The sequence below is a fragment of the Paraliomyxa miuraensis genome, from assembly GCF_026337845.1.
In the GTDB taxonomy this organism is placed as follows: Bacteria; Myxococcota_A; Polyangia; order Nannocystales; family Nannocystaceae; genus Paraliomyxa; species Paraliomyxa miuraensis.
The window spans coordinates 150,079-169,862 of the sequence record NZ_JAOVZF010000163.1 but is presented as its reverse complement, the minus strand read 5'-3'; the positions used below and the strand labels follow the sequence as shown (position 1 = coordinate 169,862).

Sequence of the window (19,784 nt, the reverse complement as noted above, 5' to 3'; positions counted from 1 at the left end):
AGAAGTAGACCCATGCACTCGAAGAGCTGGTCGATGGGGGCGTTGCTGATCGCCGGTCTGGGGCTGCTTCCGCTCGCCGACGCGGCCGAGCCCCCAACGCCAGCCGAGGTCGCCGCACCCGCGACCGAGCGCGACGACATCGATGCGCTCATGGCCCGACTGGGGGCGATGCCTGGCGTGTACGCGCGCTTCACCGAGGAGAAGACCATCGGCTTGCTCGCCAAGCCGCTGGTCAACCACGGCACGCTGCACTACATGCCTCCGGGCAAGCTGCTGCGCACGGTCGAGACCCCCTACAAGAGCCAGGTGCTCCTGGTGGGCGATGCGATCTTCCTGAGCGACGGCCCGCACTCCGAGCGCATCGACCTCGGCACCCAGCCCGCTGCACGCTCGTTCGTGGGCAGCTTCCGCTCGCTGCTGGCCGGCGATCGCCAGGCGCTGGCCGAGCACTTCGAGCTGTCGCTCGGCACCAAGGACGCCGCGGTCGGACTCGACGGGGAGTGGACGCTCGAGCTGCGCCCGCGCACCCAGGGCATGGCTCGCATCGTCACCAAGATGCGGATCAGCGGCCGTGGCGAGGTCGTCACGCGCCTGCTGATCGAGGAAGCCAGCGGCGACGTCTCGGACACGAAGTTCTTCGAGGTCGACCCGCGGCGCGAGTATCCGGCCGACGTCGCCGCGAAGTTGTTTCGGCCTCCCGCATGAGCGCTCGGTGCGAGGCCCCCGCATGAGGCCGTTCGTCGGCGACCCGGGCTCGCCCCGGGCTCGGATCATGGCGCTTCTGGTCGTGGCGGTGCTGCTCTCGTGGGGCACGTGGGCCGGCATGCGCCTGCGGGTGGTCACCGACATCCGGCACTTCATCCCCACCGAGGCCGATCGTCAGCTCAGCGAGATCTCGGCCGCGCTGGCCGACTCGTCGCTCACGCGTACCTCGGTGTTGCTGGTGGAGGGCGAGCGGCCGGTCGAGGCGGCCAAGCACCTGTCCGCGGCGCTGCAGCAGCACCCCGAGGTCGAGTGGCTGCGTACCGGGCTCGACGAGACGCTCGAGAGCACCGTCCACGAGCTCTACTTTCCACGTCGCGTGGCGCTCGTGCGTGCCGACCTCACCGACGAGGGGCTGCGGCGGGCGGCGGCCGACCTGCAGCGCGCGCTCGCAGGGCCCAAGGGGCCGCTGGTGCGTCAGCTGGCGCCGAGCGATCCGCTGCTGCTGTTCACCGGGTTCCTCCAGGGCCTGCGTGAGGGGGACGGGCAGGCGCTCGATCTGCAGGACGGGCAGCTGGTCACCGCTGGTGGGACCGCGGCCGCGGCCGAGAACGAGCACGTGGTCGAGAACGAGAACGCGGCCGAGAACGAGAACGAGACCGCGGCCGTGCTGTTCGTGCGCACGCGCAGCTCGGCGTTCGCCTCGGAGCCGCAGGCCGCGTTCCAGGCCGACCTCGCGCGCATGATGGATGCCGTGCGGGCCGAGGTGGACGGCAGTGCCACGCTCCACCAGAGCGGCCTGAGCCGGTTTGCGATCGCGGCCGAGCGGGCCACGGTGGCCGACGTCACGCGGGTCTCCACGATCTCGACGATCAGCATCATCCTGCTGTTCCTGGTGGTCTTTGGGCAGCTGCGGGCGATCGTGCTGACCTACGCCCCGGTGGTGCTCGGCGTGGGCGGGGGCATCCTGGGGTGCAGCCTGCTCGTCGAGCAAGTGCATGGCCTGACGCTGGCGTTCGGCTCGGCGCTGCTCGGCGTGGGCGTGGACTATGCCGTTCACCTGATGTTCCACCTCGGGCTTCGCGGTGAGCGAGGGGCGGCCGAGGTGGTTGCCAGGGTACGGCCGGGCCTGTTGCTCGGGGCGGCCACCACGGTGGTGGGGCTCGGGGGCCTGGGCCTCACGAGCTTCCCGGGCATGCGCGAGCTGGCGCTGTTCGGGGCGGTGGGCGTGGGCGGAAGCCTGCTGGTCACGCTGGTGCTGGTGCCTGCGTTTGCGACGCGGTTGCCCGATCGCCGCGCGCATCGGTGGGTCGTCGGGATCGCGCGGGGGATCCTCGCTCGCGTGGAGCGCTTTGGGGCACGGGCCTGGGTGGTGTTCGTCGCGATCGCGCTGTCCGGCGCGTGGGGGCTCTACTCGCTGCAGTGGTCCGATGGCCTGCGGGCGCTCTACGAGGTCGACGCCGAGCTACTCGCCGAGGACACCCGCGTTCGCGAGCGCACCGGGGCCATCGACATGTCGCGGATGGTGCTGGCGCGCGGCGACGATCTGCCGCAGGCGCTCGAGCGCAATCAACAGGTGTTCGCCGCGGTCGACGAGGCCGCGCGGAGCGGGGATCTCGCGGGGTATCGCTCGGTGCAGCCGTGGCTGCCCTCGACGCAGTGGCAGCAGCACAACGTGCAGCGCTGGCTCGAGCCCGGCGTGCGCGAGCGCTTCGACGCGGCGTTCGAGGCCGAGGGCTTTCGCGCGGGGGTGTTCGGGCAGTTCTTCGACGAGCTGTCGTCGTCGCCACCGCAGCCGCTGACGATGGCCGACCTGCAGGGCACGGTGCTCGAGCCCCTGGTCGAGCCGTTCGTGCTGCGGCTCGGTGGTGCGGAGGAGGGCGGGCCCGAGGGGCAGGGCGTCGTCGTGGTCACGTGGCTGCGGGGGGACGTGCCGGCCTCGCTGCGCGAGGCCGTGCAGCGGATCCCTGGAGTCGAGCTGTTCGACCAGCAGGAGTTCCTCGATCGCGCGTATGGCCGCTACCGCATCGAGATGATCCAGATGCTGGCGGTGGGCTTGCTCGCCGTGCTCGCGATCATCTTCGGGTACTACCGCCGCTGGCGGCCCACCCTGGCCGCATTCCTGCCCGCGATCGCGGGCGCGCTGGGAGCCATCGGCGTCACCGGTGGCCTCGAAGGCAGCGCCAACCTCGTGCATGGAGCCTCGCTGCTGCTCGTGTGCAGCATGGGCGTCGACTACGGCGTGTTCATGGTGGAGAGCCGCGGCGAGCTCGACGAGCACGCGGTGACCCTGGCCAGCTCGATCCTGGCTGGCATCACCACCATCTCGTCGTTTGGACTCCTGGCCATGAGCGACAATCCGGCGCTGGCCTCGGTGGGGCGCTCGGTGGCGGTGGGGGTGCTGTGCGCGCTGATCACCACCCCGGTGGCCGCCACCCTGCGAGAGCGGCGAGAGGAGCGAGCGCGATGAGACGAACGACCGTGAGGTTGGCGTGGGGGCTGGTCGTGCTGCTCGCAGTCGGCTGCCGCCCCAAGGCACCGCCCGGCAGCTACCCGGGCGAGCTGGTCGAGCCCTCCTCGGTCGCCCGCGACTTCATGCTCCGCCAGCGCGCCGAGGGCTCCTACGGCGAGCGCGAGGTGGCATTCGAGGCGGTGGTGCAGAAGCAGGGCGACACGCTGATGGTGCTGACGCTCACCCCCTATGGCTCGCGTGCGTTCCTGGTCGAGCAAAAGGGGCAGGAGGTGCGCGTGGAGAAGTTCATCCCGCGCGACCTACCGTTCGATCCGCGCTTCATCCTGCTCGATGTCCAGCGCGTGTTCCTCAAGGGTCTGCCCGACGGGCCGCGTGACGATGGCTGGCATCGGCAGCGCATCGACGACGAGATCGTGCGCGAGCGCTGGGAGGGCGGACGCCTGCACGAGCGGACCTACGCGCGACGGGATCGACAGCCCAAGGGGGAGATCGTGGTGCGCTACGAAGGTGGCTGGGTGCCGGGCGAGCGCCCGCCGAGCATCGAGCTTCACAACGGGTGGTTCGGGTACCGGCTGGTGCTCGACACCAGCGACTACCAGGTGCTGTAGCGCCCGGGTCGTCTGCCATCACCGAGCCCTGCGCCGCGCCGTGAGCAGCGTGTGCCCGAACCCGAGCCCGTCCACCTCGTGCTCGACCCGAAAGCCGGCCTGCTCCAGTAGGTCGTGCAGCCGCTCGGAGTGGTACATCTTGCTGTTGCCGTTGGCCACGACCGCGAAGTAGAGCGACGTGCCCACCACGCAGTAGCGCGCGGTCTCGTTGGGCTGGCGGTCCCAGAACGTCTCCATCACGTGCAGCCGGCCGCCCTCGGCGAGCGCGGTGGCGGCCCGGCGCAGGATCGTCAGGATCTCCTCCTCGCCGAAGCAATCGAGGAACTGGCTCATCCAGATCGCATCGAAGCCAGCCTCGTCGGAGCCTCTCGGCATGGGCACGCCCGGATCGAGCAGGTTCCCCGCATGCAGCCGCACGCGCGCTTGCAAGCCCGCCTCGGCGATCTTGCCCCGCGCATCCTCGAGCTGCCCGGGCAGGTCCATGATCGTGACCTCCACCTCGGGATCATGCGCACAGCACTGCAGCGCCCACTTGCCGGTGTTGCCTCCCACGTCGAGCAGTCGCCGGGGCCGGTGCCGAAACACCTCCACCAGCGCCCGGGAGAACGAGGCATCGGAGTAGTAGTGATCGAACGCAAACCAGCTGCGCCGGATGTCCTGCGGCAGCTCCCGCAGCCCCTCGTAGACGGTGGGCCACGGCCCCAGCTCGCGCAGCCCGGCGGGCTTGCCCTCGCGCAAGGCCTCCTCGAGGTGAAAGCCCGCGCGGTAGCAAACGTCGTGAACGAAGTCCATGTTCACGCGCGTCATGCGATCGCGCTGGATCATCCGCCCGAGCAGCGTGATCCGGTAGCGCCGCTCGTGCAGCTCGAGCATCTCCGCCACCAGTCCCGCCTCGAGCAGCACCCGCACCGCATAGAGCGACAAGCCCGTGACCCCGGCGAGCTCCTCCTCGGTCGCTCCGCTCTCCCCGCGGGTCGACAGCTCCCGCAGCGCTCCGCTGTCGCGCAGCACCCTCGCCGCCTGGAACATCAGCGGGCCGAACGCCAGCGCCTGGGCGGCTGCACGCGCGCTGGTCTTGTCGTGACGATCGGAAGAGTCGGCGCCCATGAGCCGCTACATCCGCCGCATGACGAGCGACGTGTTGATCCCGCCGAACGCGAAGTTGTTGGACATGACCGTGTCGAGTGAAGCCGCTCGAGGCTCCCCCATCACATAGTCGAGCTCGCGACACTCGGGATCCACGTGCTCGAGGTTGCGGGTGGGCGCGATGAAGCCCTCCTTCATCATGGCCAGGCACAGCGCCAGCTCGATCGACCCGCAGGCCCCCAGCGTGTGGCCGGTCTGGCCCTTGGTGGAGCTGATGGGGGTCTCGCTGCCCAGCGCGCGCAGGGTGGCCGCACTCTCGCAGATGTCGCCGGCCTGCGTCGCGGTGGCGTGGGCGTTGACGTAGTCGATGTCCTTGGGGCCGAGCCGCGCGACCTTCAGCGCCAGCTCGAGCGCCCGCGCCATCCCATCCACCGAGGGATTGGTCAGGTGAGTACCGTCGCAGGTGGTCCCGTAGCCGAGCAGCTCGGCGTGGATCCTGGCCCCGCGGGCCTGGGCGTGCTCGAGGGTCTCGAGCACCACGGTCCCCGCGCCCTCGGCCACCACCAGGCCGTCGCGATCGCGATCGAACGGTCGCGGGGTCAGCTCGGGCCGGTCGTTGTACTTGGTCGATGCCGCGTAGAGCACGTCGAACACGCCCGCGTGCATGAAGTGCATCTCCTCGGATCCACCGCACACCATCACCGAGGTCGCGCCCGAGCGGATCGACTCGAACCCGGCCCCGATCGCCTGGCTGGCGCTGACGCACGCGGCCGAGGTCGACAGCACCCGCCCGCGGATCCCGAAGAACAGCGCGAGGTTGGCCGCACAGGTGTGGCTCATGAACTTGAGGTAGGTGCTCGACGCGATCTTGGCCAGGCTGTTGGTGGCGAACAGATCGCGGCAGAACTGCTCCTGCTCGGTGGAGCTGCCGTGGGTCGAGCCGTAGGCCAGGCCCACGTCGTCGCCCTGCAGATCCGCCTCGGTCAGGCCCGCATCGGCCACGGCCGCCTCGGTGGCCACCACCGCCAGACCCGCCACGCGCCCCAGGGTGCGCGACTTCTTGCGAGGCCAGCGACGGGCCAGCTCGAGCCCCTCCACCGGGGCCGCCACCCGACAGCCGAGCTGCCCGATCTCCGCCCACTGTGGCATGGGGCGAACGGCCGAGCGACCGTCTCGCAGCGCGGTGGTGAGCTCCGGCAGCGAGGATCCGAGGGGACTGACCACCCCCACCCCCGTGATGACTACGCGCGGTGTCGTCATGCGAGTCCTCCGTTGATTCCAATGACCTGTCCGGTGATGTAGGCGGCCTCGTCGCTGGCCAGGAAGCGGACCAGTGCGGCCACCTCCTCGGGGCGACCGAGGCGTCGCGCGGGGATTCGCTCGAGCACGTGCTCGCGCTGGACCTCGGCGATCATCTCGGTCTCGATGAGCCCGGGAGCCACCGCGTTGACCGTGATCTTGCGCTTGGCCAGCTCCTGGGCGAGCGAGCGCGTCGCCCCGATGAGGCCGGCCTTGGCCGCCGAGTAATTCGCTTGCCCGCGGACCCCGATGAGCCCCGAGACCGAGGTGATGTTGATGATCCGCCCCCAGCGGGCGCGCACCATGGGCATCACCAGCGGGCGCGTGACGTTGTAGAAGCCGTCGAGCGTGGTGCGGGTCACCGACTCCCAGGCCTCGCGCTCCATCGAGGGGAATGGTCCGTCGCGCACGATGCCCGCGTTGTTGACGATCACGCCGATCGTGCGGCTGGTGAGCAGCTCCGTCAGCGCGGCCTCGCAGGCCTGTGCATCCCGAACGTCGAAGGGGCACAGCTCGGCCGTGCCGCCCGCCTCGGCGATCGCCGTTGCGACCTCTTGGGCCGGCTCGCGACGCTCGCGGTAGTTGATGATCACCGGGAATCCGGCGGAGGCCAGGGCCCGGGCGATGGCGGCTCCGATGCCGCGGCTGGCTCCGGTGACGAGGGCGTGGGGCTTGGTCGCGCTCAAGGCTGTTCCTCGGGAGGTGGACGATAGACGCTCATCACGGCGCTCGTGAGGGGGCCGCCATCGGGCGCGTCCTCGCGCTCGACCGACACCAGGAAGCGGCCGAGCCGATCCTGCCCCCACTGCCAGCGCGCGCGAACGATCAGCGGCCGGCCCAGCTCGAAGCCGGTCACGCTCACGCTCAGGTCGCGGACCGAGATCACGTAGCCGATGTCGCGGCGACGCCCCGGCTCGGCCTGGAGGCTCGCATACACGCCGATGGCCTGGGCCATGTACTCCACGCCCATGGTGGCCGGGATCGCACCATCCTCCGCGAACTCGGCGTCGATGGTGCCGGGCACCACCCGGCACGCGATGGTGCCCTCGCCCGCCTCGACGATCCGCTCGATGAACACCAGCGGCGCATCATGAGGGAGCAACGTCCGCGGGTCGGGCCACGTGGTCGGCGAGGGCAACGGATTCACGACGCGGTGCCCTCCCGCTCGACCGTTCTTCCCTCGACGGACACCTCGATCGACCAGGCCTCGTCGTCTTCTCGACCCAGCGACACGAGGCCGGGCGTGCGGCGGTGGATCGCCGCGAGGAGGTCGAGCGCGCTGCGGCAGGGATGCGCCGCGAGCCCGGGCGGAACGCGGACGTCTGGGACCTGCTGCGGCCCCTCGTGCACTTGGGGAGCGGCGAGGCGGATCCATGGTCCTGCCTCACCGCCGGCTTCACCGTCGGGACCGGCGTCGCGCGGTGGCTCGCGGCCGAGGACCCACGCCGCGGCGAACGACTCCCACTGCACCACCTCGGACAGCGGCACGGGGAGTGCCTCGTCGGCCACCACCACGAGCACGTGAGAGGCTCCCTCGTCGAGGATCCCGTGCCCCTCGAGCATGGAGTAGGCCACGGTCAGCGGACCCGCCGCGAGGCTGGTCGACATGATGTGGTTGCCGTGGGCGATGGAGAACACCCCCGCGCCCGTGTTGTGCACCGAGTTCTTGAACAGCGCGGGCGAGACCTGCCCGTCGCCGGTCACCATCATCTCGAGCTGCTCGATGGCGATGCAGACCTCGCCGTAGGCCGAGCCGAACACGGCCGGGATGGTACGGGGGTCGACACCGCTTCGGGCCAGCGCGCGAGCGGCCACGGAGGCGCTCATGCGGGTGACGACGCTCGTCCCTCGCATCAGCCGCGACGGGTAGCCCGGCAGCTCGGGGCGCTTGGCCTCGGCGCTCACCCGGTCCTCGAGCACGGCGTCCACGTCGGCCCGTCCTGGCATCCAGGCGGCCTGCGCCAGCACGTAGGCGCTCATGCCGGGACCCCGCTGAAGGCGAGCGTCACGTTGCTGCCCCCGAACGCGAACGAGTTGGACAGCACGTGGCGGATGGGCCGCTGCTGCGGCTGCGTGGGCAGGTCGAGCTCGATCTCCGGATCGACCGGATCGAGCGCGAGGTTCTGGGGGATCCACTGCTGCTCGAGGGCCACGAGCGAGAACACGGCCTCGGTGGCCCCGCCGGCGCCCAGCATGTGCCCCGTGTACGACTTGGTGGAGACGACCGGCACCGACTTGCCCAGCACCTCGGTGATCGCCTTGGCCTCGGCCACGTCGTTGCGCACCGTGCCCGTGCCGTGGGCGTTGACGTAGTCGATGTCGCTCGCCGTGAGCCCGGCGTCGGCCAGCGCGGCTCGCATGGCCGCGATTGCGCCGCGGCCCTCGGGATCGGGCGCCGACATGTGGAAGGCATCGTTGCTCTCGCCGATCCCGGCCAGGTAGGCGCGGGCTCGGCCGTCGCGCTCGAGCAGCACGTACGCCGCGCCCTCGCCCACGTTCATGCCGTCGCGCTCGGCCGAGAACGGACGGCAGCGGCTGGCCGACGAGGCGCTCAGACCATGGAACCCCCGCACCGTGGTCAGGGCCAGGCTGTCCACGCCGCCCACCAGCACCGCATCGCAGCGGCCCGATCGCAGCAGGCGTCGCGCCGACGAGAACACCTTGGCGCTCGACGAGCACGCGGTCGAGACCACGTAGGTGGGGCCGCGCCATCCGGCCTCTGCCCGCAGCAGTCGCCCGATGGCGTGAAACGAGTGGGCGTGGAGGTTGTAGCGCGGCGGGAGGGTCGAGGTCCGGCGCCACTCGAAGTACGCCTCCTCGGTGTGGGCGATGCCTCCGGTGCTGGTGCCCAGCGCCGCGCCCACCCGCTGCGCCCCGAAGCGCTCGATGGCGTCGGCGACCGCGGGGGCGATCTCCTGATAGCCGAGCCATCCGAGCTCGAGCTGGCGCACCGACAGTCGCGCGTGGCGGTCGGGCAAGCTCGGTACTGGATCCGGCACCACGCCGCACATCATCTCGAAGGGCACCGACAGCGGGCATGGCCGCAGCCCGTGTCGCCCGGCGCGGAGGTTCTCGAGAACCTCCATGGTCGTCCTGCCCAGTCCGTTGCAGACGCAGTAGGCGGTGACCGCGACCTTCACCGGGCACGTGATAGCAGAAAAAGTCAGCCGGCTGGATCGGCCTCCATCCGGCCGAAGTCGGCGCTGGGGCCAAATTGGCGTGCATTGCGCAGATCGGTCGCTCGGCTTGTCCGGGTCGTCGAACGCACGCACTCTTGTCGCCCGTGTCGCCCGTGTCGCTCGTTCGCGTGGGCCTCGTTGCGCTGGCTGGCAGTCTCGCGATGGGCTGTCATCCAAGCCCACGAGGTGCGAGCCATCACGAGGAGCTGTGGCCCAGCGGTGCTCCGGGAGCGCTGGGCTCGGGCTGGCACGACCGTCCGCAGCTCTACTTCTACGTGCCCGATCCTGCGATTGCGACCGACACCGCGATCGTCGTTGCCTCGGGCGGCAGCTACGGCCACCACGGCGGGATTCCGGTCGAGGGAGAGCCCACGGCGCGGTGGCTCGTGGAGCAAGGGATCACCGCGGTGATCGTGCGCTACCGCGTGGGCGAGTGGGGTGGCTACGATCACCGGGCGTTCCTGGCCGACGGCGCGCGCGCGGTTCAGATCGTGCGGTCACGCGCCGAGGCGCTCGGCATCGCGCCCGATCGCATCGGCATGATCGGCTACTCGGCGGGTGGCCACCTCGCGGCGAGCCTCGCCGCACGCTGCGGTGCGCCGGGGGAGCCCGGCCCGGCCACGCCGATCGAGCTGCCATCGGACGCGCTGTCGGGAGTGTCGTGCCGCCCCGACTTCGTGGCCTCGGTGTATCCGGTCGTGACCCTCGACCCCGCCCACGCTCACGGCCGGAGCGTGCGCAACCTGCTGGGGCGCGCGACCGATCCCCCACCGTCGCTGGTGCAGGCGCTGTCGGTCGAGCGCCAGATCACGGCCAGCACCGCGCCGACCTTCGTGGTGACCACGCGCCGCGATCGCAAGGTGCCGTTCGAGAATTCGGTGCTCCTCCACGATGCCCTCGTCGCGCACGGGGTCCCGACCCGGTTGCACCTCTCCGACGACGGGCGCCACGGGGTAGGGCTGGCCGACGACCCGCGCCGCATGCCGCAGATGTCGACGTGGCCGGCCCGGTTCCTGGCGTGGGTGCGAGGGCTCGGCAAGCTCGATTAGCTCATCGGGCGAGCCACGCCCGCATGGTCTCGCGCCGGGTGGCATCCGGATGCTCACCGATCGCCTGCTCGGCGAGGTTCCGCGCACGTGGTCGCTCGTGCTCACGAGTCCACAGCGCACGCGCGAGCTCGAAGCGAGCATCCGCCAGCACCTCGGGGTCCGGGGGGGAGCGCCGTGCTTGCCCCTCGATGGCTTGCTCGAGCAGCGGCACGGCCTCGTCGGGACGGCCGAGCTCGACGAGGTCCCTGCCGAGGTAGACGAGGTTGGTCAGCCGCTCGGGGTGGTCGGCCGGTAGCACGCTCTCGCGCATCCCGAGGGCCTCGATCCGCTCGATCTCGGCCTCCGCGTAGCGCCCTTGCGCCTCGAGGCACATGGCGAGCTGCGACCGAATCATGGAGAGCTCGATGTGCTCGGGACCCATTGCGGCGGCCACGATGCTCAGCGCCCGTCGTGCGTGGGCCTCGGCCTCAGCCGGACGATCGAGCAGCAAGGTGAGGCGGGCGAGGTTGCCGTGGATCGTGCCCGCACGAGGGTGATCGGGCCCCAAGGACGACTCGATGAGTTCGAGCGCCTGCTTCAGCTCGGTCTCGGCCGCCTCGAGTCGGCCGGTCGAGGCCAACACCGTGGCGAGGTTGAAGCGAGACCGCGCAATCGAGGGGTGTCGGGACCCGAACGCGGCTTCGGCCAGCGTGAGCGATCGCCGGAGGCTCGCCTCGGCCTCGTCGTACCGCAGCAGGTTGGTCAAGGTCCCGGCGACGCCATCGAGTGCGAGCGATTGATCTGGATGATCGGCGCCCAGCGCCGCGATGGAGAGCTCGAGCGCGCGCTGCTTGTGGGCGAGCGCCTCCTCGTAGCGTCCTTGATCATCGAGTGTATTGCCCAGGTTGTTGTGGGCGGTACGCGTGAGCAGCGGATCGTCGCCAGGATCGAGCTCGAGGGCTCGACGCTGGCTCGCCTCGGCGGCTGCGAGGTCCCCGGCGGTCCGCTGCGCCAACCCCATGCTCAGCAACGACCGGAGGGCCGAGCCCGAGGGCACATCGGGCCGCTCGGCCAGCGCGACGGCGAGCTTGGCGTAGACGAGCGCCTCTGCGGGACGTCGCTGCCCCTCGGCGATGGTGTGTGCCAGCGACTGGGCGCAGGCCATGGTCTCGGTGTGCATGCCATGGATGACGGCGACGGACAGCGCCTCCTCGGTGTCGGCCCTGGCCTCGTCGTAGCGTCCGAGCGCCTCTTCGCTGTTCCCGCGCAGTCGCAGGTACCTGGCCCGCAACGGCGGGTATCCGATCGCGTCCACGCCGTGCTGGATCCGCTCGAGCTCGTCGAAGGCCTCGGCGTGCTTTCCTGCCGTGGCCGTGGCCTGGATCCGGGCCAGCTCCACCTGGAGCCACTCGAGCTCGCGGCGCGCCTCGGGCTCGGTCGGCATGGAGATCGCCGCGCGCAGCTCTGCGAGATCGGCACAGCCGGCAAGGGGTCGCAAGCTGCCCAGCATCGCACGAGCGTTGCGGGCCACATCGAGGTCGGCGCTCGCGAGCCGCTCGGTGATCGCCCGCAGCTCGACCCGAGCATGCTCGAGGCATGCCATGCGGAGATCCATGGCCTCCGAGGACTGCGTGCCCTCGACCATCGTCGCGCGACAAGCATCGTCGTGCATGGCGGCCCAGTCGCGCGCATAGGCGTCGAGATCGTCGGCCACGGATGCGGCGACGGTGCTGGCCCACGATTGCCCGAGCGCGTTCATGGAGCTACGCAGCTCGTCGCGACGCTCGGCGTCCCACACCCCCTCGAGGCGCTCCGAGCCGCCGGTGCAGACATCGTCGGGGCGCCGGGCGAGCACGCCCGCGAGCATGGCCGAGCCGACCACGCCAAGTCCGGCGGCCGTGCGCCCGAGCATGCGACGGCGTCGCTGGCCCGGAGGGTGGGTCAACGCGTGCAGGAGCACGTCCATGGAGGGCCAGCGGTCCTCGGGTTTCCGGGCCAGGCCGCGCAGGACGATGCGGTGCAGCCACGCGGGAACGCGGGTGCTGGTGGAAATCGGCGCGATCCGACCCTCGGTGATCGCGAGCAGGAGCGCCATGGCGTGATCGGCCCGAAATGGTCGCTCGCCGTACAGCGCTTCGAACATGGTGACACAGAAGCCGAACTGGTCGCTTCGTGCGGTGGCCTCTCGACCGTCGAGCTGCTCGGGGCTCATGTAGGCCGGAGTCCCGACGAGCGCGCCGGCATGCGTGCGCTCGCCCGAGCTCGGCTCTGCTCCGGACGGTGGTGAAGCTTCCTCGGGCTCGACTGGTGAGACGTCCCGACCCCGGGCGAGGCCGAAGTCCATCACCACCACGCGCCCCCGATCGGAGACCATCACGTTGTCGGGCTTGAAGTCGCGGTGTACCAGGTGCTCTTGATGTGCGGCATGCAGACCCTGGCCGGCCTGTACGAGCACGTCGACCACCTGCGGCCACGGGCGCGCTTGCTCGGCGAGCCAGGTCCGCAAGGTGCGTCCCTCGACGAGCTCCATGGCCACGTAGACTCGACCGTCGTGCACGCCAACGTCGTGCACGGTGACGACATTGGGGTGGTGGACGCGCGCCATCGCTTGCGCCTCGCGCAACAGGCTGCTCTGGGTGGAGGTCTTGGCTTCCTCCGAGCCCTCTGTCGTCTCGAAGAAGCGCAGCAGCTTGAGCGCCACCTTGCGGTCGAGCTCGGGGTCGAATCCTCGGACCACGACGCCCATGCCCCCCACGCCGAGCCGGTCGAGCACGACGTAGCGACCGATCGAGGTGCCGCGCACGGGCTCCGCGATGACGCGATCGCGGCCGAGCACGTGCGAGCCGCCCACGCCCTCGGCCCCGAGGGCCGTGACCTCTCCGGTGGGCTCGACGGTCGAGGACATGCCTCGAACGCTAGCCCGGGTCGGCCGCCATGGGTAGCTGCGCGGGCGGAATCGGCAGCGTCGCTCCCACCGGTCCCATCGGATAGTGGAGCATGCCCTTGCGGGTCGCGAGCAGGAACACCAGCGAGGGGTCGTCCACCGGCACGTCGAAGCCGAAGCGCACGCGGAACGGACGACCGTCGGCGTCGACCTGCAGGATTCGAATCGTGAGCCCCTCGAGCCGGATGAGGTCTCCGGCGCGCAGCGGGAACTCTGGGCGCCGAAACAGCTGCTCCACCGGGCCCGTGAGCATCGCGCCGCCAATGACCGTCATCTCGATCGTGTCGGGCGAGACGCGGGTGAGGGTGTGGGGGCGGGGAGCCATCGACAGCACCCACCACGAGCGCGGCAGCGGATGGCCCTCGGCCCAGCGCACCAGGTGCGGATAGAGCAGCGTCATCGGATCCGAGGCCGACAGCACCACCAGCCGCTGCCGTGCGACCCTGGCGTCGTCGACCTGCATGGTCCTCGCCGCCTGCTGCGTGCCCAGGTTGATGTGCACGATGTTGAAGGTCTCCTCGAGGCCCCACCACGGGGCCAGCCCCACGTGCCCAATCACGAGCACGGCCGACACCGCTCCGCGTGCGAGCGACGCGAGCCGCAAGCGCAGCGCCGGATCGCGCAGTCGATCCCAGCCGTCGAGCACCAGCGCCGCCACCACCACGTGGCCTCCCAGCGTCGGAATCAGCAGCAGCCGCGCCGACACGAACGACGAGGCCACGGGAAGGATCGCGAGCACCGCGGCGATCGAGAGCCACAGCACGCGCTTGCTCCCGGTGGCGTCGAGCCGTCGCCGGAGCCCCGGCAGCAGCACCGCTCCGAGCATCAGCGCCACCACGCCCGCTTGCATCTGGCGCTCGATGAGCCCGGGGATCGTCGTCATCCTCCCGGTCGGGATGGCCAGGGCCATGTCGGCCACGAGGGTCGGGATTCGCATCGCCGCGACCCCGAGCCACGCCATGGGCTCGCGCGCCGGATCGACGTAGACACTGGAGGCGAACGAGCCGAAGCCCATGGCCCGATGCAGGGCCACGTAGCCGAGCAAGAGCGAGCACAACGGCAGCAGCGCGCGTGCCCGCTCGGCTCGCGTGCCCGGCCCCGCCACGAGCTCGTAGACCACGAAGTACGGCACGATGCACAGCGCATACTCGCCACCGCAGAGCGCGAGCACCATCAGCACCGCCGCCAGCCATCGCCCGCGTGGCCACCCGTCCTCGCGGTGCCGCACGTGGGCCCACAGCGCGAGGAAGCCGAAGGTGGCCGAGACGATCGCGTTGCGATTGGCGAGCCAGCCGATCGGATAGGTATGGCACTCGTCGAGCGCGTAGAGCAGCAAGGCCAGCGCGGCCCAGCGCGCGGGCAGCAGGCGGCGCAGCAGCAGCGCGGCCGCCACGAGCATGGCCGACCACCACACCAGCGTGTGGACGTGATGCCCGACCGCGTCGTGCCCGAACACCTGCACGTCGAGCCACATCAGCAGGCTCGACAGCGGTCGCAGGGCGCAGAGCTTGAGCTCGGGGTGCGACCACCATGCCAGGCTCCCCTTGCTCATGAGGATCTCGACCTCGGCCGGGTCGCCCTTGGAGAAGGAGAACAGATCCCAGGGGTGGCGCGGCACGGGATAGGAGTCGTCGAGCATCGCGAGCTGCGCGAAGTCGTCCATGCCGAAGCCAGCCCACACCGCGGGCACCCGCAGGGCGATGCCCACCACCAGGACGACGAGCGCCCAGAGCCAGTAGCGACGGTCGCTCACCACTCGCTCGGTTCGTCCTTGCGGGCGGCTCGGGCCAGCGGGTCGTCCGCGGCGCCCGGGACCTCGACGTCGGAGCGGCCGGTCACGGGCGGCCCGCCTGCGCCCGGGGGCGGAATGGGCTCGTCCGCGGGCGACGTCGCAGCCGGCTTCGCGTCGCTGGCGTCCGCTCGCGCGGTCGAGCGGTCACGCTGCACGTAGACCCCTCGCAGCCGCATGAACGGGGCCTCGATTCCATTGTAGGCCAAGAACGACAGCAGCAGCGTGGCGGGGAACACCAGCAGCAGGGTGTTGCCGGCCGCGTCGGCCGAGGCCGACCAGCCGAGCCCGCCGTGCAGGTCGAGCACGAGCCCGCGGTCGTAGAGGCCCTGCATCACCATGAAGTGCACGAGGTAGGTGGAGAACGAGAGCTCGCCCAGGAACGCCAGCACGCGCGAGACCTTGGCCGGCAGCACCTGGGCGAACGCGAGGTAGCCGTACACGAACGTCACGCAGGCGATCGCTTCCACCGTGGGCCAGAGCGCCTTCCACCACGTCTGGGCCGGCCAGCCGCCGAGCTGGTTGAGCGCGAACGTGCAGCCGAACAGCGCCAGCAGGCCCGGGACGAGCAGCCACGGCGAGCGGCGCAGGATCTCGCGGCGAAGGTGCACCCGCGCCAGCAGCATGCCCAGCAAGAACGCATCGATGCGTCCGGGCAGGTGCCAGTAGGTCATGTCGCGCACCGAGGTGCCGATGAGGAAGCCGCAGAGGCGCAGCCCGATCGCAAACGCCAGGAGGTAGAGCAGCGGCTTGGCCCCCTCGCGGTTGAGGAACGTGTTGAGGAACGGGAAGATCAAGTAGAACTGCAGCTCGACCGCGACGGTCCAGAACGTGGTGGACACGGGCCACAGGTTGAGCGAGGTCAGGCTGTTGCCGAGGATGGTGGCCGATGCGACGAACCCCACCCAGCTGACGCGCTCGGGGAACACGGCCATGCCGAAGAACAAGATCGCCAGGTAGACCGGGAACACGCGCAGCGCTCGGTTGCGCATGAAGGGCAGGTAGCGGATCTCCCGGCCCGCGCCCACGAGCGAGAACATGAAGCCCGAGAGCACGAAGAACATCGTCACCACGATGTGGGTCTCGATGATGAGGCTCCACAGCGGGTTGCTCGTGGTGATCCAGGTTTCGTTGGTCAGCCCTGGCGGTTCCCAGCGGCGGTGGAACTGCCAAAAGCTGTGGTGGAACACCACCAGCAGCGACGCGAATGCGCGGATGTGGTCGACCCCCGCGATGTACTCGATGTTCTTGCTGCGCACGGCGACCCGCGACGAGGGCTTCGAGGACGAGGAAGGACGAGGCGCGAAGCTCGCACCCCGCACATGGTGGCGCAACCGAGCCGGCTTGGCGATGGGTTGGAGAGCGGCGGGCACAACGCAATTGCGACGTCGGGCGTCAGGATCCACGCTCGGCTGTCGTTCGGGGACCGTCCGGCCGTCGTGCGCCGGTCGACCCCGGGCTCATTTCCGAATTGGCGGAAACCGCGCGGGAACTCTCAAGCACCGAACCCCGTGTGAGGACCCAGGTGACCGAGGCCATCTCGATCAGACCTCCGCCTGATCGCCCAACTCGCTCCCCCGAGCTCGACGAGGTGACCCTCGCCCGAGCCCAGCGGGGCGATTTGCGCGCCAAGCGAGCGTTGGTCGAGCGCTACCAGCGCCCCGTCGCGGCGCTGGTCTCTCGGCTCCTGCGCGGCCAGGCCGATCCCGGTTTGGTCGAGGACATCGCCCAGGAGACGTTCCTCCGGGTGTTCCGGGCTCTGCCCACCTTCGATCGCCATGGGCCTGCACGACTCTCGACCTGGATCCTCACCATCGCCAGCCACCGAGCCATCGACGAGCTGCGCCGTCGTCGCGTCGAGACTCGCCCGTTCGATCCAACCGCGTTCGAGGTTCCGGCCAACGATCGCGCAGACGACTCCGCGGAGCGTAAGATGTTGGCTCGACTCTTGAGCGACGCGATCGATAGCCTCTCCCCGGAGTACCGCGCCGCGTTCGTGCTGCGCGAGTATCACGGGCTCGAGTACGCCGAGATCGCCCGCACGCTGGGCATCGATCTCGGCACGGTGAAGTCGCGGCTCAACCGGGCGCGGTCGCGCCTGCGCGAGGCGCTGGCGGAGGTCTACCATGCATGACGCTCGTCGCCGCGCCCGCGAAGCCGAGCTCGACGCGCGCGTGGAGATCGCCATCGAAGCCTGGCGCGAGCTGGGCCCCGAGGGCACCGGCCGCGCACCCGAAGACGAGCTCGACTCGGGCTTCCTCGATCGACTGATGGCGGCCGAGGCGGCGCGGGTCAACCCGCGTGCGGTCAACCTTCCGGTCGACGTTCCCGCGATCTCGGCCGTGCCCGTGACGCCTCGTCGAGGGCGCTGGGCCGGCCTGGCGCTCGCGGCGGCCGCCTTGGTTGCCGCGATTGCCGTGGGCAGCAGCCCGTGGTCTCCGCCCGAGGACGAGCTCGCACCGATCGCCGATGCCACGGCGATCGTGGTGCCGAGTGCGAGTGGTGCGAGTGGTGGAGGCACGGCGGTGGCGGGCGGCCTCGACGTTCCCGAGCTCGAGGCCGAGGGCACACCCGGTCAGCCCGTGCCCGACGATCTCGGCGCGCGCATCGAGGCCCACATCGCCGACTACGGTCGCAACTACGGCCCCGCGTTCAAGTTCCACGGCGTGGTGCTGGTGGCTCGCGGCGGTCGGGTGCTCTACGAGCGCGGCTTCGGATCGGCCGACGCCGAGACTGGCGCGCCCAACACCTCGACCACTCGCTTTCGCCTGGGGCTGCTCACCGAGCCGTTCACCGCGCTGGCCGTGCTGCAGCTGCACGATCGCGATCTGCTGCAGCTCGATCGGACCATCGATCACTACCTGCCGGAGCTCCCCCACGGCAATCAGATCACGGTTCGCGATCTCCTGAGTCACCGCTCGGGCATCCCCAACTACACCGATGATCCCTACTTCCACCGCTGGAAGTCGCAGTATCACAACACCGACGCGATGCTCGAGCGAATCGGCAAGCTGCCGCTCGAGTTCTCGCCCGGCAGCGCCACCTCGCCCAGCAACTCCAACTACTACTTGCTCGGTGCGATCATCGAGCGCATCACGGGGCGGAGCTACGGCGAGTACATGCGGGTGAACGTGTTCGAACCCGCGGGCATGACCCAGAGCGGCTTCGGCGACGCGTGGGAGACCGGCGAGCAGGCTCGGGGCAACGTGTGGAACGAGGAGGAGATCCTCGAGCCGCCCGGTCCCATCGACATGTCCACGTTCGGAGCCGCGGGTGGCCTGGTCTCGAGCCCGGCCGACCTGGTCACGTGGGATCGAGCGCTGCGCTCGGGCACCCTGGTGTCGCCCGAGAGCCTCGACGAGATGAGCACGCCCACCGACGATGGCTATGGCTTCGGCTGGCTGGTCACGCGGGCCTACGGGCAGCCGCTGCTCTCCTTCCCGGGTGCCATCGACGGCTACAGCGGGTCGGTGCTGCGCTTCCTCGACGACGACACGCTGGTGGTGGTGCTGGCCAACACCGAGGTGGTGCCGGGAGCCCAGGTCGCGCAAGACGTGGCGATGATGGTCTATGGTGACGAGCCGCCCAAGCGGAACGAGCCGGCCGAGGTCAGCATTGCACCGGGCACGTTCTCCAAGTACGTGGGCACCTATGGGATCTCGGCCCAGACGCGCGAGACCTACGCCGACGCGGTACCGGCCGAGCGCTTCGATCTGCTCGCCACCGTGCACGTGGAGAAGGAGGGCGACCGGCTCTACTTCGACGTGCCCGGGTACTCGCGCACGTGGATGCACCCGATGGGGCGCAACCGGTTCTTCTTCAAGGATCACACGGGCAACAAGGTGAGCTTCGAGATCGGAGCCCACAACCGAGCCACGCGCATGGTGGTGCACTACCAGGGGGCGCGCTTCGTGCTCGAGCGCAAGGGCCGGCGCTAGACTGGTGCTGGAGTCGCGTTCCGACCCGCTGGTTCGGACGGCCTCGCCAAGGCCGGACATGCTCGATAGATTCGGGTCATGAGCAAGCTCGCCGAGCTCATCGGGCAGGCCGGTCCCCCCATCAGCCGCGCGCCCAAGCGGCTGCGCGAAACCCCCGTGACGCTCGCGCGCGAGCGACTGCTCGAGCTCGAGGCGTTGCTGCACCTGCGAGACGGCTTCGTCGCCCTCGGCGGCGCATTGACGGTGCGGCCTTCGGTGACCGTGGCCTCGGTGCGCGGGGTGGAGGACTGGAACCAGCTCACGTTGTGGCGTACGCCCTACCGCGGCTCGACGGAGATCCTGTTCTTCGCCGACACCGTGCTCGGCCTGCAGTTCGGGCTGCACAAGGACTCGGTGGTGGCGTTCGATCCCGCGTCGGGCCAGACCGAGCACGTGGCGTTCGGGCTCGAGCGCTGGGCCGCGTACGTGCTGGAGGACTCGATGTCCGTGCTGGGCAGCGAGGTGCTCGCCGAGTGGGTGGCGGAGCACGGGTCGCTGCCGACCGGCAAGCGGCTGCAGCCGCGGTTGCCCGCGCGCTGGCAAGAGGAGAGCCTCGACGATCCACAGTGGCGGACGATTGACGATGTGGAGCTGATGCGCCGCTTCGCTCGGCTCTACAAGGAGACGCGCGAGCACCCGGGCGTGCTGCCCGAGGGCTTCGACTCGTGGTGGTGGGAAGGCGCGGAGTAGCGTAGCGTC

The 19,784-nt window shown here is 70.3% G+C and carries 16 protein-coding genes; 7 read left to right on the top strand and 9 right to left on the bottom strand.

The annotated features are described in order from the left end of the window. The first annotated feature begins 12 nt into the window (after positions 1-12). The 3 genes from OEB96_RS40875 to OEB96_RS40865 all read left to right on the top strand — a co-directional run bounded on the left by OEB96_RS40875 (position 13) and on the right by OEB96_RS40865 (position 3,783). Positions 13-705, top strand: a complete 693-nt coding sequence (locus OEB96_RS40875; protein ID WP_266222363.1) for a LolA family protein — start codon at positions 13-15, stop codon at positions 703-705. Positions 706-772: 67 nt separating this feature from the next. Continuing rightward, the gene (locus OEB96_RS40870) at positions 773-3,172 is read left to right on the top strand and encodes an MMPL family transporter (protein ID WP_266222362.1); all 2,400 of its coding nucleotides are present in this window, start codon (positions 773-775) and stop codon (positions 3,170-3,172) included. Then, on the top strand, positions 3,169-3,783 hold the full coding sequence (locus OEB96_RS40865) for a DUF3261 domain-containing protein (RefSeq protein WP_266222361.1): 615 nt from the start codon (positions 3,169-3,171) through the stop codon (positions 3,781-3,783). Before OEB96_RS40870 ends, OEB96_RS40865 begins: the two co-directional genes overlap by 4 nt. An 18-nt stretch (positions 3,784-3,801) precedes the next feature. On the opposite strand, the gene OEB96_RS40860 is transcribed toward OEB96_RS40865, so the two are convergent. Genes OEB96_RS40860 through OEB96_RS40835 form a run of 6 tightly spaced genes read right to left on the bottom strand, consistent with a single transcriptional unit; the run spans position 3,802 to position 9,308 of the window. Next, positions 3,802-4,890, bottom strand: a complete 1,089-nt coding sequence (locus OEB96_RS40860; protein ID WP_266222360.1) for a methyltransferase — start codon at positions 4,888-4,890, stop codon at positions 3,802-3,804. A 6-nt stretch (positions 4,891-4,896) separates the two neighbouring features. Further along, the gene (locus OEB96_RS40855) at positions 4,897-6,129 is read right to left on the bottom strand and encodes a beta-ketoacyl-ACP synthase (protein ID WP_266222359.1); all 1,233 of its coding nucleotides are present in this window, start codon (positions 6,127-6,129) and stop codon (positions 4,897-4,899) included. Continuing rightward, positions 6,126-6,854 (bottom strand): 3-oxoacyl-ACP reductase FabG, encoded by a 729-nt coding sequence (fabG, locus tag OEB96_RS40850; RefSeq protein WP_266222358.1) that lies wholly within the window; start codon positions 6,852-6,854, stop codon positions 6,126-6,128. The genes OEB96_RS40855 and fabG overlap by 4 nt, the downstream gene beginning before the upstream one ends. Continuing rightward, positions 6,851-7,315: an ApeP family dehydratase gene (locus tag OEB96_RS40845; protein WP_266222357.1), complete on the bottom strand. Its 465-nt coding sequence runs from the start codon at positions 7,313-7,315 to the stop codon at positions 6,851-6,853. Before OEB96_RS40845 ends, fabG begins: the two co-directional genes overlap by 4 nt. Next, positions 7,312-8,148, bottom strand: a complete 837-nt coding sequence (locus OEB96_RS40840) for a beta-ketoacyl synthase chain length factor (protein ID WP_266222356.1) — start codon at positions 8,146-8,148, stop codon at positions 7,312-7,314. Before OEB96_RS40840 ends, OEB96_RS40845 begins: the two co-directional genes overlap by 4 nt. Continuing rightward, entirely contained in the window at positions 8,145-9,308 is a 1,164-nt protein-coding gene (locus OEB96_RS40835) for a beta-ketoacyl-ACP synthase (RefSeq protein ID WP_266222355.1), read from the bottom strand. The genes OEB96_RS40840 and OEB96_RS40835 overlap by 4 nt, the downstream gene beginning before the upstream one ends. Before the next feature lie 152 nt (positions 9,309-9,460). On the opposite strand from OEB96_RS40835, the gene OEB96_RS40830 reads away from it, so the two are divergent. Then, positions 9,461-10,396, top strand: coding sequence for an alpha/beta hydrolase (locus OEB96_RS40830; RefSeq protein WP_266222354.1), 936 nt, complete (start codon positions 9,461-9,463; stop codon positions 10,394-10,396). Position 10,397: 1 nt separating this feature from the next. On the opposite strand, the gene OEB96_RS40825 is transcribed toward OEB96_RS40830, so the two are convergent. From OEB96_RS40825 to OEB96_RS40815, 3 genes are read right to left on the bottom strand one after another with little or no spacing between them, the layout of a single operon-like run. Continuing rightward, positions 10,398-13,280 (bottom strand): serine/threonine-protein kinase, encoded by a 2,883-nt coding sequence (locus tag OEB96_RS40825; RefSeq protein WP_266222353.1) that lies wholly within the window; start codon positions 13,278-13,280, stop codon positions 10,398-10,400. 10 nt (positions 13,281-13,290) lie between these two features. Next, positions 13,291-15,072 (bottom strand): hypothetical protein, encoded by a 1,782-nt coding sequence (locus OEB96_RS40820; RefSeq protein WP_266222352.1) that lies wholly within the window; start codon positions 15,070-15,072, stop codon positions 13,291-13,293. Further along, positions 15,069-16,367: an acyltransferase family protein gene (locus OEB96_RS40815; RefSeq protein ID WP_266222351.1), complete on the bottom strand. Its 1,299-nt coding sequence runs from the start codon at positions 16,365-16,367 to the stop codon at positions 15,069-15,071. Before OEB96_RS40815 ends, OEB96_RS40820 begins: the two co-directional genes overlap by 4 nt. Before the next feature lie 332 nt (positions 16,368-16,699). Between OEB96_RS40815 and OEB96_RS40810 the strand changes: the two genes are divergently transcribed. The 3 genes from OEB96_RS40810 (at position 16,700) to OEB96_RS40800 (ending at position 19,775) form a co-directional block, all read left to right on the top strand. Continuing rightward, positions 16,700-17,242, top strand: coding sequence for a sigma-70 family RNA polymerase sigma factor (locus tag OEB96_RS40810; RefSeq protein WP_266222350.1), 543 nt, complete (start codon positions 16,700-16,702; stop codon positions 17,240-17,242). After that, entirely contained in the window at positions 17,235-19,046 is a 1,812-nt protein-coding gene (locus tag OEB96_RS40805; RefSeq protein ID WP_266222349.1) for a serine hydrolase domain-containing protein, read from the top strand. The genes OEB96_RS40810 and OEB96_RS40805 overlap by 8 nt, the downstream gene beginning before the upstream one ends. Positions 19,047-19,124: 78 nt before the next feature. Beyond that, the gene (locus OEB96_RS40800; protein ID WP_266222348.1) at positions 19,125-19,775 is read left to right on the top strand and encodes a hypothetical protein; all 651 of its coding nucleotides are present in this window, start codon (positions 19,125-19,127) and stop codon (positions 19,773-19,775) included. Positions 19,776-19,784 lie beyond the last annotated feature (9 nt).